General features: G+C 46.6%; 14 protein-coding genes. 1 reads left to right on the top strand and 13 read right to left on the bottom strand.

Translation table 11 applies throughout. The features are described from left to right. Positions 1-12: 12 nt before the first annotated feature. The 13 genes from NE473_RS15635 to NE473_RS15695 form a co-directional block, all read right to left on the bottom strand. Positions 13-1,446 (bottom strand): hypothetical protein, encoded by a 1,434-nt coding sequence (locus NE473_RS15635; RefSeq protein WP_021738885.1) that lies wholly within the window; start codon positions 1,444-1,446, stop codon positions 13-15. Between the two features lie 412 nt (positions 1,447-1,858). Then, on the bottom strand, positions 1,859-2,161 hold the full coding sequence (locus tag NE473_RS15640) for a hypothetical protein (RefSeq protein WP_021738887.1): 303 nt from the start codon (positions 2,159-2,161) through the stop codon (positions 1,859-1,861). A 37-nt stretch (positions 2,162-2,198) separates the two neighbouring features. Beyond that, on the bottom strand, positions 2,199-2,477 hold the full coding sequence (locus NE473_RS15645; RefSeq protein WP_044963260.1) for a hypothetical protein: 279 nt from the start codon (positions 2,475-2,477) through the stop codon (positions 2,199-2,201). A gap of 15 nt (positions 2,478-2,492) precedes the next feature. Next, positions 2,493-2,672 (bottom strand): hypothetical protein, encoded by a 180-nt coding sequence (locus NE473_RS15650; protein WP_021738889.1) that lies wholly within the window; start codon positions 2,670-2,672, stop codon positions 2,493-2,495. A gap of 9 nt (positions 2,673-2,681) precedes the next feature. Next, positions 2,682-3,065 (bottom strand): TnpV protein, encoded by a 384-nt coding sequence (locus tag NE473_RS15655; protein WP_118393060.1) that lies wholly within the window; start codon positions 3,063-3,065, stop codon positions 2,682-2,684. After that, the gene (locus NE473_RS15660; RefSeq protein ID WP_055156495.1) at positions 3,062-4,945 is read right to left on the bottom strand and encodes a DUF4368 domain-containing protein; all 1,884 of its coding nucleotides are present in this window, start codon (positions 4,943-4,945) and stop codon (positions 3,062-3,064) included. The genes NE473_RS15655 and NE473_RS15660 overlap by 4 nt, the downstream gene beginning before the upstream one ends. Positions 4,946-5,212: 267 nt before the next feature. Continuing rightward, positions 5,213-6,340, bottom strand: a complete 1,128-nt coding sequence (locus tag NE473_RS15665; protein WP_256265333.1) for a type IV secretory system conjugative DNA transfer family protein — start codon at positions 6,338-6,340, stop codon at positions 5,213-5,215. Beyond that, entirely contained in the window at positions 6,327-6,734 is a 408-nt protein-coding gene (locus tag NE473_RS15670) for a PcfB family protein (protein WP_233511520.1), read from the bottom strand. Before NE473_RS15670 ends, NE473_RS15665 begins: the two co-directional genes overlap by 14 nt. A gap of 143 nt (positions 6,735-6,877) precedes the next feature. Beyond that, positions 6,878-7,219, bottom strand: a complete 342-nt coding sequence (locus NE473_RS15675) for a DUF7768 domain-containing protein (RefSeq protein ID WP_117570308.1) — start codon at positions 7,217-7,219, stop codon at positions 6,878-6,880. A 297-nt stretch (positions 7,220-7,516) separates the two neighbouring features. Continuing rightward, positions 7,517-8,932 carry a ParB/RepB/Spo0J family partition protein gene (locus NE473_RS15680; protein ID WP_195463646.1) on the bottom strand — a complete coding sequence of 472 codons (1,416 nt, stop codon included), beginning with the start codon at positions 8,930-8,932 and terminating at the stop codon, positions 7,517-7,519. Between the two features lie 161 nt (positions 8,933-9,093). Then, positions 9,094-11,916: a DUF4011 domain-containing protein gene (locus NE473_RS32860; RefSeq protein ID WP_256265334.1), complete on the bottom strand. Its 2,823-nt coding sequence runs from the start codon at positions 11,914-11,916 to the stop codon at positions 9,094-9,096. 190 nt (positions 11,917-12,106) lie between these two features. Beyond that, positions 12,107-12,757: an SAP domain-containing protein gene (locus NE473_RS15690; RefSeq protein ID WP_055651740.1), complete on the bottom strand. Its 651-nt coding sequence runs from the start codon at positions 12,755-12,757 to the stop codon at positions 12,107-12,109. A gap of 261 nt (positions 12,758-13,018) precedes the next feature. After that, positions 13,019-13,411, bottom strand: a complete 393-nt coding sequence (locus NE473_RS15695; RefSeq protein ID WP_242866234.1) for an integrase core domain-containing protein — start codon at positions 13,409-13,411, stop codon at positions 13,019-13,021. Between the two features lie 621 nt (positions 13,412-14,032). Between NE473_RS15695 and NE473_RS15705 the strand changes: the two genes are divergently transcribed. Then, on the top strand, positions 14,033-14,192 hold a 160-nt coding region (locus NE473_RS15705; protein WP_256265338.1), incomplete at its 3' end, for a helix-turn-helix domain-containing protein.

The raw sequence follows: 14,192 nt of genomic DNA on the forward strand, positions 1-14,192 counted from the left end.
AACAAAATGCCCTTATAGTTCCAGATCACTGGAATGTGATCTTCCTTTATTCAGTTGTTTTCTCTCTGCCTCTTCTCTTTGAATCTTTGCTACGTTCAATGCAAGTTTTTCTCTGATTGACGGCTTCACTTCTTTTTTGATTTCTTCTACAACGGCTTTTTTCTTCTCTGGCTGTTTTAACTGACGGACAACCCTCACAACAGCTTTTTCCATCGCATATTCGATTTTTTTAATCAGACCGTCCAGCCTGTTTATCGCATATTCCTTTTCTTTTCGTGATGCCTTACGTTCCGGACTCTGAATCCATCTCTTAGAATCTTCCGCAAGACGAATGTCATCTTTTCTGGTAGCCCGCATTGTTTCCTCTGCGACTTTATCCACAGCCTTGTCATAGGCTTCACTGGATACTTCGTCAAGCAAGGTTTCCACATCTTCAATACGGAGGGTAAGCTGTTGCAGTTCCTCTCTCTGTTCTTCAATCAGCTCGCCCTGACTTAGAATCCGGTCAGAATTGGAAATGAAATTTTCTTTAAATTCTTTTTCCTGCTGTTCTATTTTTTCTTTCTGTGACTGGATAACCTTTTCATTTGCCCTGACATGGTTTGACTGCCTTGCAAGTTCCAGATGATTCGCATTGACCTTATCCCTCTGCTGATTGAGCATTTCCTGCTGAACCGCAATCTCTTCTTTCTGCTTCATTCGGATATAGTCCTGTTTCTCCAGATACTGCCTTCCTCCATAGGACGGTTCTTCGTCAATTTCCAGTCCATGACGTTTACAGATATCCAGGAACATTGTCCGGCAGGCAGAATCAAAAACAACCTTACGGTTATTTGTCTTTGATCTTTTCTTTTCCGGATTCGGAAGTTCAAAGCCAAGTTCTTCCAGTGCCGCTTCCTGTTTCGGTTCAATCTCCCCATACCGGTTCGTAGCATCGAATACATGACGCTCATGAATATGCGGAGTCGCTTCGTCCATGTGCAGTGACCAGTCAATGATATGCACATTAGAACCAAACCGCTCATCGAACTCTTTCTTGAATTCATCAAAAACCAAAACCAGCGTTTCCACAGAAGCGTGTTCATCTATCGTCCCAAGCTGATAGATACTTTCTTCCGGACAGGTCTTTTTATTTTTCAGAACATCTTCCACCCCTTTACATCTGTCGGGGTGTCTTGCTTTCTCATGACGTTTATTCTGGTTAATCACATAATCGCTGTAATGATCCACATAGTATGCCATCTCAATCTGGTTAAAAGAAAAATTATCCTCTTTTCCCCGGTCTGCCATTGTGGTATATCCCTGATAGCAGTCCCAGTAAATATTCTGACGGACACGTTCATTGTCAATATGCTCACTGTGTTCCGGGTCAAATCTCCGGTCATTGTGAAGCGGATTGTAAACACCGTCTTTCCCAGATCTGCCGTTATGCCTTGTGCCTTTCAATTCACATCTCTCCTTTTTTCAAGTTGTTTCCCCGGAGGGGATTGCAGCGAAGCTTCCAAAAGTCTCTGTCCCCGTTACAGACAGTACCCAGTACCATATGGCGAAACGCCATATCACTGGGCAATGGCTGCCGCCCTTAACCTGCTAAGGGCTTTGCCCCTTAACCCCAGCAAGATGCTGCCGCTCTTTGCAATCTGGGCACAAAGGACTTCCAGCCCTCTGTACTCCCAGCAGACAAAACGTAACTCCTGCCGCTGTCCCTTCAGCAGGATCTCCGTTCCGTCTGTTTTTCAAAAATCCTCTGCATCGGATTTTGTGAAAATATAAAAATGGGTAAAACAAAGGGCACTAACTTTTTACGGTTAATGCCCTTTCCTTTACTCATTCACTTTTCAGATAATTCCTGTATGTATCATTCTGATAATTGCTTCAGAACCATTTTAACATTCTTCCTAAGTTTCATTCCGTCCCTCAGTCCCAACCGGTAGAAAAATTCTTCTGTCTCTGCTCCACTGTTAAATATCTGGTCGCAATATTTTGTAATGGCCTCTTCCTGTTTCTGTGGAAGTGTGGCAATCACTTTTTTATATTCTTCCTCAACTTCATCTGGTTCTGTCACAGACGGCTGGCTCAGTTTCCAGTCTGCATACTCTTTTCCCATATGCTCCGTTATGGTCAGGTTGATAAATTCTTCAATCTCTTTTGTAATCTTCATTTAAGAATCCTATTCCTTTCTCCAGTGGTCTACTTCATCAATCTGATTTTGATTGTTTCCAGCCACACCACTGCCCAGCCAGAAAGCACAGCAGGATATAAAGTATAAAACCTGCCACAAGCATCCTGACCGCTTCTGTGCCTGTCTCCTGTCCGAATCCATACCCTAAAACTGCTGTAATGCAGATAATCCCCGACAGGATATGAAATACCGTTGCCGACAGCCATGTGAAGAACATAACCACCAGTTGTATCATTGTCAGGCATATACGCACTGGCAGTAATACGATTTTCACAATAATTCTTACAACAACCATGACTGTCCACCCCTTTCACTGTTTCAGATAACTACGATAGCTGTCTATCACAGAATCTGTCACACCGCTTTTGTAAATCTTTCGGATATCAACGATTTTTTCATCTTTCAAAAGTTTCAGCCAGTCCAGTAAATCTTTTCTGCTGTTTGCAAAATTACAACATCTTCCGTCTGCATATTCAATCCAGTATCTCATAAGTCCCTCCTACACATACACCAGTTCATTTAAAATAATTTCATCTACCCGGCTTCTTGCATTGTTTGCCCGGCGAACCCATTCCATCTGATCTCTGCTTTTCAATTCTTCCGTAATGCCTTCCTGCTCCATAATCTGTTCCATGAGGAAATCCCTGCGTTCCAAACACTGCTCATTCAGATCTGCGAGATACGTCCAGAGCTTACCACTCAATGTCAGATAGGAATACAAGCCACTCTTGTAATCTTTCAGATAGTTTCTGTGAAGACTTCCATAAAAACCAATCTCTCTTTTCTCTTCCGGCACAGCGATCAGCGGCAGATAGATTTCCCCGACAAGGATATAATCCAGACCATTGCTGTCATCGTGAACGATTCTTTCTAATTTACTCATGCTGATGCGACTCCTTTCTTCGGTTCTGCAGGTGGAAGCAGTGATACCGGAACGAACACACCCTTTGCAATATCTTCCTGACGGATTTCCTCTTTTTTTGCATCCATCTCAGCTTTCTTTTTTGCCTTTGTCCGTTCATAGTATTCTTGCTGCTTGCCATTTGCTTTCCTTTTCAAGTAATTCTGATGAAGCCTGTCTTTTCTGGCTTCCCGCTTCTTCATTTCTTCAATTTCTTCCGGTGTCATTTCCACCTCACCGAAATGTGGCGGTAAATATTTTCCAATAAAATTAAAATAGATTTCCACTTCCTGAGTTGTCTCAATGCTTCCTTTTCGGTCACGCTCATGAACCACAATCTTTTCTACAAATTCATTCAGCATGTAAGTGGTCAATTCCTCAAAGTTTTGGTATTTATCAACCAGCGCAATAAACTTCTCCGCTGATCTGCGACCTTCTTCATAACCTGATAATTCAGCTTCCATATCTGCAATTTCTGCCGACAAATCTTTCTGTTCTTTAGAATACTGTCCGTCAAGAATCGTATATCGTTCATCTGGCAGCTTGCCAAGAATATTGTCCTCATAGATTCTGCAGATCAGTTTTTCCAGTTCCTGCACACGCTTTTTTGCTTCTGCTAATCTGTTTTTCAATCTTGTGATCTCACTGGACTGCTGTGAAGTCTGTGCCTTTTTTACTGTCTCCAAAAATTCTTCACGATTCAACTGTGAATACTCCGCAACAGCCTTTAAAAGTTCCTTAATCAGCTCCATAACCACATCAGCATTAATTCTGTGCTGTGTCTGGCAGAGTGTTCCAACCGGAACTTTAGAATATGCCGAACAGGTATATTGTGGCACCCGCTTGCCATTATTTACCCGATGGACATACATTTTAGAACCGCAGTCTGCACAATACATCAGACCTGTCAGCGGATGGGCTTCTCCCCATCCATCTGGATACCTTCTCACATTGCTTCGGATTCTCTGCACATTGTCAAAAGTTTCCTGATCTATGATTGCTTCCTGCGTGTTCTCAAACACCGTCCAGTTATCCTCAGATACATAATGACTTTTCTTATCTTTGAAATGCTTTCTGGTCTTGAAGTTCACTGTATGACCAAGATACTCTCTTTTTTTCAGAATACCTGCAACAGTAGAAGAACCCCAGCCATAAGGATCTTTGATTTCTTCTACTCTGCCTTTCCATAATCCGGCATCTTTCTTTGCCATATGAACTGCTGGTATCTCAACTTTATCCTCTTTCAGTGCCCTGGCAATCTGATATGGTCCGTAACCGTCCATTGTCATGTGAAAGATTCTCCGTACAACTACAGCTGCTTCTTCATCAACAATCCATACATTCGGATCATCCTTGTCTTTCAGATACCCATACGGTGTTGTACTTGCCACATGCTTGCCGGATTTTCCTTTCGCCTTGAAAGTGGATTTTATCTTTTTGCTGGTATCCCTTGCATACCATTCATTCATGATATTTCGGAATGGAGTAAAATCATCATCCTCCCGGAAGCTATCTACATTCTCATTGACTGCAATCAGGCGGACATTCTTCTGTCGTAGCAACTCCATATATTGCCCGACTTTCAGATAATCTCTTCCCATTCGGCTCATATCTTTAATCAGAATCGTTCTGACTTTCCCTGACTCTACTTCTTTCATCATGGCAAGAAAGCCTGGACGATCAAATCTTGTACCGGAGATACCATCATCAGTAAAATGAACAAGATTGGTGAATCCATGTTCTTTTGCATATTGTTCCAGCAGTTTCTTTTGGTTCGAAATACTGTTGGATTCTCCGTTTAATTCATCATCACGACTAAGACGTTCATACAACGCTGTCATGAATCCCTGTTTCTCTGTCATAGTCAGATGTCCTCCTTCGTTTATTAAGTTCCTGTTCTCATCCCATATCCGTTCCTGTACCGGGTTCTAATGTTTCCGGGACGTATTAACCAGAAAAGACACGCTGAATGCCTATTCAGTTCTGGTATCACTACGGGCAGGCTGTTTCGTTTTCAAGGTTCGTGTAAGAAGTAAAAAAGTTCTTTACACTAAACGAAATGCTCAGAGGTCTTTTTACAGCCCCCTTACTGCATCTTTTTTGATTTCGTGTCATCTTTTTAAAGTTCCTTACACAATCTCTGTACTGACGAAACAAAATACGGACATGTTTTGAAATTGTTTTTTACAAAATACAATTTTGTTCTTTAAGGTAAAAAAATAAGCCTCAAGAGACTTTTTAATCATTTTGGAGCTCCAACTCTTTAAAATTGATTGATTAAGAAGTCTCTTCAAACTTACTACACCGCTGGCCAGCTTGTATTTTTTGTATTGCTTGACAGCAAAGCAATTCGGCTTGCGTTTTTCCAGGCCCTTAAACATATAGTCCACGGTGTTTAGGAAGTTTTCATCATCCTCCTTGACCTCCATGCCGGAAATCATATCCACCAGCGTATTCATGTTCCGATCCTCGGCGGGGCCCTCGAAAATGATATAGGACAGCAGGGCGCAATACAAAAGCGTTTCCGATTTTGTCCAGAACGGATCGCCCTCCTTGCCGTCCCCCTTTGTGTTGGCTATGAGCGTATCCACAAATTTGAGAATGTCCGCCTCGTTTTTGAGATAGGCCAGCGGGTTATAGTGCATGGATTTAGAAAAATCAATGCTGTTAAAAATCTTGATCTTATACCCCCGCCGCTGTAAAAAGCGGCCTACCTGGGAGAGCACCCCGCCCTTGGGATCAACCACCACGAAAGAGGAATGAGCCTGGAGAAGCTGGGGCGTGAGCCAAAACCGGGTTTTGCCGGAGCCGGACGAGCCGATGACACAGCAATTCAAGTTCCGGGCGTTGGCCGGATTTTTCGGGCGCGTGTTCATGGTAAGAAATTCCGTCCCGGTGAGAATGACATTATTCTCAAACTTGGGATCGACAAAGGGCTTTATATCCTTTTCCGTTCCAAAGCGGGCGGAGCCATACTCCTCATCCCGGCGGTACTTTTTGGCGTTTTTGCTTTTCGTGTAGATCAGCAGACGGAACGCCGCCGCGCCCACAATGCCAACGAGCCAGTCAAAGGGAGCAAGCCCCGGCGCAAAGTCGGCAAAGGCCGGGCCAATGGTCTGGCCCAGCCCCATGAGCTTATGAGCAACATCCGCACCCGCCGCCAGCCGGTAGGCCGTCCCCAGTTTCAGACAGGCCCACAGGATAAACAGATAGGGGATGTTAGGTATCAAATACTTTTTGAGTTTATCTGTCCTCACGGGCCGCCTCCTTTACTCGTTCTTTCTTCCGGGGCTTTTCCTTTGCAAGCTGATCCTCAGCCCGTTTGAGCTGTTCCCGGATGGGGACACGGCTGGACTTGGAACGCTTCAACAGGCGTTTGGAGTATTCAGAAAAGCAAGCTGTCACCGCGTCCGCCTGGCCGCTTTTGAAAAACAGCAGGTATTTGTCCGGCCCGGTTTTATAAAAGGCATAATCCACATTGAAGCGGCGGGCCACCCGGTCAAACTGCCGGGGAGCTTCAATTTCAATGCTGTTTGTGGCGGCTCCGTGGGCCATGAGCTGGCGCACCGTTTGCCTGCCGTGGGGCGTCTGGTGCTCCCGGCGGGTCTTTGCAATTTTGCGGCCCGCCGCTTGGAGCGCCTGGGCCAGCACCCGCGCCGTCAGCTTGCTGGCCTTTATGGATAGTGCTATGGTACGTCTGGAAACATCCTCGTCAACCAGCTATATCCCTCCTTTCCCCGGCGCACCTTGGGACAAAGTGTCTCCAAGTGCCGCCGTTCTCTGGGCCCGGCGCGTTAGTGGCGGCCCTGGCCCTTGACCGTCAAAATGCCGTCCAGGGTGGTCGCTGTGATCCCCAGCCGCTGGGCCACCGCAATATCATTTTTCATCGCCTCGGTGATAGAGTGGCCGCACACCACCAGCACACGGGAACGCCGGAGCAGGTCGCGGGCCATGTCGATGCCGTTCTTGTGCTCCTCCGGCACCGCATCATTGAGAAACAGGGGCAGATACAGCGCGGGGCAGACAGGCGAAAAGCCCGCCTCGTACACGATGCGGCAGTACCGCGCCGCCCGTTCCATATTGTCATCGTCATCGCCGCACCATGCGGCGGTAATATAAGCAAGGGGTCGTTTCATCGTCAAAACCTCCGTAACTGAATTGTTGGGCCGGGTCAACCCTATCCCCCCGCCCTTTCCCTATCCAGGGAAAGGGAGCGGCTCTGGAGGATATACCCCCGCCGCGTGGCCGGAGATAGCACAGCCGGGGCAGGCCGTCAAGGGCAAGCCACCGCAAGCGGCGGGGCGTTCCGCCCCCTTGACAGCCCACCTCCGACTGTGCTTTTTTATCCCCGGCGACGGGGGATATATCACCACAGAGCCCTGCTTTTCCGGGGCCCGGCACCTTGGGACAAAGTGTCTCGAAGCAAAGCCCCGTTACTTTTCCAGAGTGTTCTTTTTCTCCGGCTTTGCCAGTTCGGGCGGCTGTTTCTCTTTCCAGTCGTCCAGCAGGGCCATAATCTGTTCTTTCATTTTGGCGGGAGTGACCTCCTTGCCAAAATACTTCGACAGTTCAGATGTTGAAATAATCACGCCGCGATCCTCCTTCTTTTCTTCACTCAAAATCCCGTCAATCACATCGCCGTTGAGCTTGCCCTCCTTGTCAAGCTCCCGGAGCCGCTTGGCCTGGTTGACCGAGGGGGAGGACTGCTCCCCCTCAATGGAAACAGCGATCAATCGCTGGTTTTCCGGGCGGATATAGGACAGCTCCACCGCAGGCATAAAGCCCAGCTTTTTGGCGTCCGTCATATCCAGGAGCTCCGGGACAAGAGAATTAAGCCGGATATAACGCATGACTTTTTTATAGTTCATATCGTGATCCGCACCCACAATCTCAACAGAGCGTTTCCCCAGGGCCTGCTCCTCCTGGCTGTTGCCGGGGCGGGCCCCCTGGTGCTTGATAGCCTCCACCTCCAAATCCAGCAGGCGGGCCAACTCGCTGGGGAGGGGCTCCCCGCGCTGTTTGTTGCTGTTCCGCATTTCCCGGACGGCTTCAAAGTCCGTCATGTTGCGGACAATACAGGGCATTTCATCCAGCCCGGCCCGTTCACTGCCATGATGACGGCGGTGGCCCGCGATGATCTCATAGCCCTGGCCGTCCTTTTCCGGGCGGACGGTGGCGGGGGTCATAACGCCATGCTCCTTGATCGTCCCCACCAGGTCATCCATCGCCTTATCGTCCTGCACCTTGTAGGGATGCTCCCGGAACGTGTGGAACGCATGGAGCTCGGACAATTTCAAATAGACAACCTTGCCCTCCTCAACCGGGCGGGGCGGCTCGGCTGGTGTAGGCGGCAGGTTGATCTCCGGGACAGGGGCCGCCGCAGCTTTGACGGGCCCGGCCTTGCCCTTTGGCGGAGACTTGGGCGGGCCCATCCCGCCGGAGCCCTTTTCCGGGGTTTTCTTTTTACTTTGGGACACTTTGTCTCGCGTGGACGGCTGAGCCTCGGCGCGGGCCGCCTTGTCCCCCTTGGGTGGGCGGCCTGCGCGGGGCTTGGCCGTCTTTTCCGCTTTTGGAGACTTCGGCTCCGCCTGTTCCTTTGGCGGACGGCCCCGGCGCTTTTCCGGCTTTTCCGCTTCAACGGCGGGAGCCTTGCCGCCCTTATCATCATCACCCCGCACATCCGACAGGTTGATGACCTTACCAGACGGAGCAGGGCCGCCCTCGCCCATACCGGGGAGCGTCACCTGTTCGGCCTGTTCCGGCGCGGGCGGTGCGCCGGGCCCATCCGGGGCTGGGGACTCCGGGAGCTTTTCTCCCTCCGGGCCCTTGTTCAATGTTTCATCTGCCATTCGCTAACCTCCTTTTTTGTGGCATGAAAAAAGGCCAGACCATACGGCCCGGCCAGCGAAAAATATTCCCCCTTTCCATTTTTAATTTTTGATTGATACCACTCCTTTCCCTGTCGAGCCATGAAAAAAACGCCCCTTTTGTTGATACAAAAAGTGGCGTTTTAGTGTAGGTTGGCTCGGTTTTTGTTGTGATTTATTATTATACCTTTGTCAAAGACGGTTATCGTTTCATAGATATCCATCAGCTGTCGGAGGCTTTTTCCAAATGGCCTGTTCCTATGCAGGGCTTTTGCATAAGCATCCAGTTCCGACCGCATTTTACGGATATCCTGAATTTTCTTGTCATAGTCTGTTTTCGTGCCTTGAATACCGATTTCAAGTCCACGCTTCAGCTGATCGAGCACCGCCTTCTTCGTTGCTTTATTGGAATGCAGTTCCAGGCAGAAGTCCTGAATTCCCAGAATCGCCAGCCTCTTCTGGACAACCTCCAGAGCCGCCATTTTTTCTGCCACAAAAAGAATCGTCTTTCCCTTCGTCAGAGCATTAGCCGCCATTGCTGTGATTGTCTGAGATTTTCCAGTCCCGGGCGGTCCATGAAGGACAAAGCTGACATCTGCCGCTGCCATATTAATGGCACGAAGCTGCGAAGAATCCACAGTTACCGGCAAATAAGCCTCATCTGTGTCTACACATTCCGGAATTGAGCAATCCCATCCCACTGCCCCAGTCATCAGGCTGTGGACAATTTTATTGTTTTCAAGAAACGCGTTGTTGTTGTGGATATCGTTCCACATGACAAACTGTGAAAAGGAAAAATTTCCGATAAATCCAACTTCTACCACATCCCACATCGGCAGGTTCATCACGCCATGGCGGATAATTGCAAAAATCTTAGGCATATCCAGCCCATGCGTATCCATAGGCGGCGGATTCAGTCCATAAATCTGTAAATCAAACTTCTGCTTCAAAAATTCCAGCAGCGTGATATTAATCTGTGCATCCTCGTCACGCATATGCATCGCATAACCTTTGCTGGCTGATTTCCTGACAATATCAATGGGAACCAGTACAATCGGAGCATATCTGACAGTCGTGTTCGTTTTACTTTCAAACCACCGCAGTAAACCCAATGCCAGATATAAAGTACTTGCACCATTCTCTTCCATAGATGTTTTGGCAGAACGGTACATTTTAGTCAGGCAACTGTTTAGTTCCTTCTCCGTATAGAGGGAATGCAGCCTTTTATGCTTACTTTCCAATGCGATAAAATCGGCAAATGGCCCCAGCTCCCCCAGCGCTTCAACCGGAATACCGCCCTCCCCTGCCATCGCCATCTCCGCCGGTCGCGGCAGTACCTGAAATTCTTCACCGTCAGATAACGCGTCTTCAAGAATACTTACATCAGAGGACAAAAGCGGAACGACTGCCTTCGTCATACGCATATGAATCAGCATATTCCGCAGGCTTAAATCAAGCAGCTTGCGTTCCCACTGGGTCAGCTTCGTAGCCTGTTCCTTCCTGGCAGAGTCCGGAAGATCGAATATCTCAACCTTCTTTTCGGAGGCATTCGTAATGTCTTCTTCTTTTCTGTCCTCATGCTGTACTTCAAACCCGCTGTCTGTCTTTATACGCACCGGCAGCGGGCGGATTCCCATACTTCTGGCACGTTTTACATCAATTACAAAGGCAAAACTGCTATAATTTGCCACATTACGCTCTGCTATAGCTGCCGCATCGTCAAAGCTTCTGCTCTTTCCGGCACACATGGCAGTACACTCTACCACCATAATCTCGTGAATCCCTTTGGACATGCGTTTTTCCAGCTGAGACGGGTCTTCCATAATCATGTCGGCAAAGGATTCCTCTGCCAGCCAGACACCAGCAAAGATATGTCCCTTCATCATAACCATGACGGGATTCAGCCCCATTGCTTCCAGGCATGCCACATACAGCAGCGTCATATCCATACAGGTCCCAAGATGCTGTTCTAATACAGCATCCGCCAGACGGATTCTCTGGCCGAAGGTCTCAAAGCTGGAAGGCGGCTCTGCATATGTAATATTTTTCTCCTGGACAGCCGCGTAAGCTGCAGCAGCCATTTGTTTCACCCTGTTCGGATCATCAAACTGGTATCCTGCCAGGGACGGGTCTCCGGTCCATTTTTCCAGATACTTCGCTGCCAGCTGGATCATGCTTGTCACAACCGGATGATTCGGCATGGCAAAAGCTGCCAGCAGCTCCGGTGTATATTGCAGTCCCGGCCACTGGTCAAATGCCAGTGCCGTGATATTTGCTGTCTCCGAAGCTAACAGCTTCCCTTCAAAATGTATGCCTGCTGTCAGCTGGCAGATGCTGCGTTCTGTCAGAGATGCCAAATATTCTGCATTGACCTGTACATCTAAGTTTCTGAAGTGCAGCTCCTCATCAGGCTTTATCTTCTCAATGCCAAGTTTGAAATCTTTTATAAGCCCATTATCAGAACTAATTTGCAGCAGCAGATGATCCAGATCGGAGTCAGATATATTCTTCACGCAAATATCTCTGACAATGTGCGCGCCATTATGGACAATCGCGTATGTAAGCACGTCGTCAATATTGATGGTCAACTGGAGACCGTTATCTGCAGTATTTACAACCGGCTGTCTTTCTTTTTCTGAAAGTGCCAGGTCTTCGGCAAACGGCACTGTTGGTGTTGTTGGTGTTGCTGGTGTTGCATCACTCTCTGCACTCATATATTTTTCCCATGCCAGCATAACTGCGGCCATATGCTTACAGCTGCTGCCCGCTTTTGCATACGGACAACTGCATTTCATTGAAGAGACTTCATTTCCGCTCAGACTGATATCGACACGATAGTTTTCGATGCCTGTCACCGTCGCCGTGACCTTATTCTCTTCTATTGTCAAATTCTGAACCGAATTGCTCCGGATATAATCCTCCGCCCCATTTAATACATTCTGTTTAAAAAGCGTTCTCCACTCCACCTTACCGTCCTCCAATCCCATTTATAGCTTATCAACGAATTTGTAATACGCTGTCTTTAACTGTCTATTCGCCTGTTCTTCATCGTAATTGCCCTCCACTGCACTTTCTATAATGATTCGAAACAGTTCCTTATCGCAAATTTGAATTGGAAGTTTCCACAAATACAGTATATCAATCATCTCAGAATCGTTACAGGCTTCTGGATTCCTCCGGTTTCGAATTCTTTAACTGAGTATTAAAAATAATCCACATCGTAGTCAGATAATCCTGGCCAGGCTTTGCATATCGGTCATATTCCTGCCATGAAATTCCCCAGTTTTTATTCTTGTGGATTTGTACGTAGGCATCATGAGCATATAAAAATGCAGCCCCCTTTGAAGACAGCTTATATACCGTTTCCGGGACATGGGCATTCAAGAACCCTTCTTCAGCATTTTCAAGTATTCGCTCTATCAGGACTGATTTCTTACCAGATACCGGCAGATTCAGTTCCCTCAGCATGTCCTTGAGGCCAGGCAGCTTAAACAGTTCCAGCGCCTCTCCTGGTTCTGCCTCAATTAAGTACCCTTCCTTAATCAGCTTCTTATGATATTCGACGCAGTCTCTGATTCCACACTCGTACAGAAAATAACTTGCATAGTTACCATCGTCTCTTATTGGCTGTGGCTTGGAAAATGCCCAAAGAAATACAGCTTTTGCATAATCCCCCTGCAGCGGCAGAATCTCCGGGTTATATTGGGGTGCTGACACAGAATTGCTGATATCCACCAGCCCGGTAGTCTGTTTTGGTTCCTTCTCACCATTTCCAGTCTTCTTAAACAGATTCGAAAATAATCCCATGCTTCCGTACCTCTCTTTTTTCCAAAGTAATGCCAGGCAGCTGATATCTTTTCCATAACTATAATAGCATTATTTTCGACACAATTCCACACAGACCTCAACATTTATTTTGTATCATTTTATTATCATATTATTTTCAAACAGTTTCCAGCAAACCAATCGTATCGACATTTCACAGAAAGAAAAAAGACCGCTTACTTTTTTAAGTATACGGTCAATGCAACACTATATATTAACTTTAAAGCCGACTGCAATGTGGACCTATGTCAATACTTTGGACAAAAAAGTCGAAAGATTACACCACCTTTTTAGTTCCTCATCTTCCTTCTGCTGAGGCGTCATGTAATTGACAGCGCTGTGAATCCTTTTTCTATTATACCAGGATTCTATGTATTCAAAGACTGCCCCTCGGGCTTCTTTGAAATTTTGGTAAGTATGCAGATAGATTTCTTCTTTCTTCAATACCGCATGGAAGGATTCTATACATGCATTATCATAGGGATTCCCTTTACGGCTGCACAGATCCATTACAGCAGCCAGATATGTCCACCCTTCTTTTAACACATAAATATAAGTGATGTCCGTGCACCATTTCTGGTTGATGGAGGCCGCTTCAAAATTCCGCTTCAGGATGTTTTCCTTATCATCTGGCACCTTGCCGTTATTCGCATGGTGGTTGTACTTTTTTTACCACTACAGAACGAAGCCTCTGGGCCGCCATATGACGCTGTATCTCCTTTTGCAGCGCCTTGAATTCCTTAAGGGTAACCGTTTCTTCCTCCGGCATTGTACAGATCCACGATCTGCTTCTTGAATTCCGGAGGATACGATTTTTGGTTCTTCGCCATGTTGAACATCTCTTTTGCTCTTTCATTTGCTATTATAGGCTGTTCAACTTTTCGTGTCCATACTTATATACCAACACCAGATAGAAGCTCTTTGAACGAATCCTTTTCTTTTGCCATTACCTTTTTCCTCCATCAAATCCAATTAAATATATACTTAGATTTCGATAACATTACCGCAAGACATATAATTCATATTATCCATTTGTTGAGATAGATAATGATATGCCTTTTCACCAGTGCAATGACAAGTATAAAATTCAATATCTTTATACTTTTGTAATTCCATAGCAATACTGTTTAACAATTCTTTTGATACTGTTTTCTTTGTAAGTGGGTTGAACAAATGAAAACCACCAATACAAAAATTGATATGATACCTCTTAAGTAGACAAGATAAATAACCAAAATCTACTTAGGAGGTATTTTTATGTCCAAATCCCCTCATACTTCGGAATTCCGTGCAAAGGTGTCACAGGAATACCTTGATGGATTGGGTTCCTATAATTATTTAGCCACTAAATATAATATCGGGTGTAAAACATTGAAAGAGTGGGTTGCTAAATACAGAATTCATGGAATCGGAGCAT

The sequence above is a fragment of the Hungatella sp. SL.1.14 genome (genome assembly GCF_024460495.1).
Classification (GTDB): domain Bacteria; phylum Bacillota; class Clostridia; order Lachnospirales; family Lachnospiraceae; genus Hungatella; species Hungatella hathewayi.

Excerpts from the sequence above, each read along its gene's own strand:
- NE473_RS15650 (WP_021738889.1), bottom strand. The coding sequence starts at position 2,672 with ATGAGATACTGGATTGAATATGCAGACGGAAGATGTTGTAATTTTGCA.
- NE473_RS15675 (WP_117570308.1), bottom strand. The coding sequence starts at position 7,219 with ATGAAACGACCCCTTGCTTATATTACCGCCGCATGGTGCGGCGATGAC.
- NE473_RS15640 (WP_021738887.1), bottom strand. The coding sequence starts at position 2,161 with ATGAAGATTACAAAAGAGATTGAAGAATTTATCAACCTGACCATAACG.
- NE473_RS15680 (WP_195463646.1), bottom strand. The coding sequence starts at position 8,932 with ATGGCAGATGAAACATTGAACAAGGGCCCGGAGGGAGAAAAGCTCCCG.
- NE473_RS15645 (WP_044963260.1), bottom strand. The coding sequence starts at position 2,477 with ATGGTTGTTGTAAGAATTATTGTGAAAATCGTATTACTGCCAGTGCGT.
- NE473_RS15690 (WP_055651740.1), bottom strand. The coding sequence starts at position 12,757 with ATGGGATTATTTTCGAATCTGTTTAAGAAGACTGGAAATGGTGAGAAG.
- NE473_RS15660 (WP_055156495.1), bottom strand. The coding sequence starts at position 4,945 with ATGACAGAGAAACAGGGATTCATGACAGCGTTGTATGAACGTCTTAGT.
- NE473_RS15655 (WP_118393060.1), bottom strand. The coding sequence starts at position 3,065 with ATGAGTAAATTAGAAAGAATCGTTCACGATGACAGCAATGGTCTGGAT.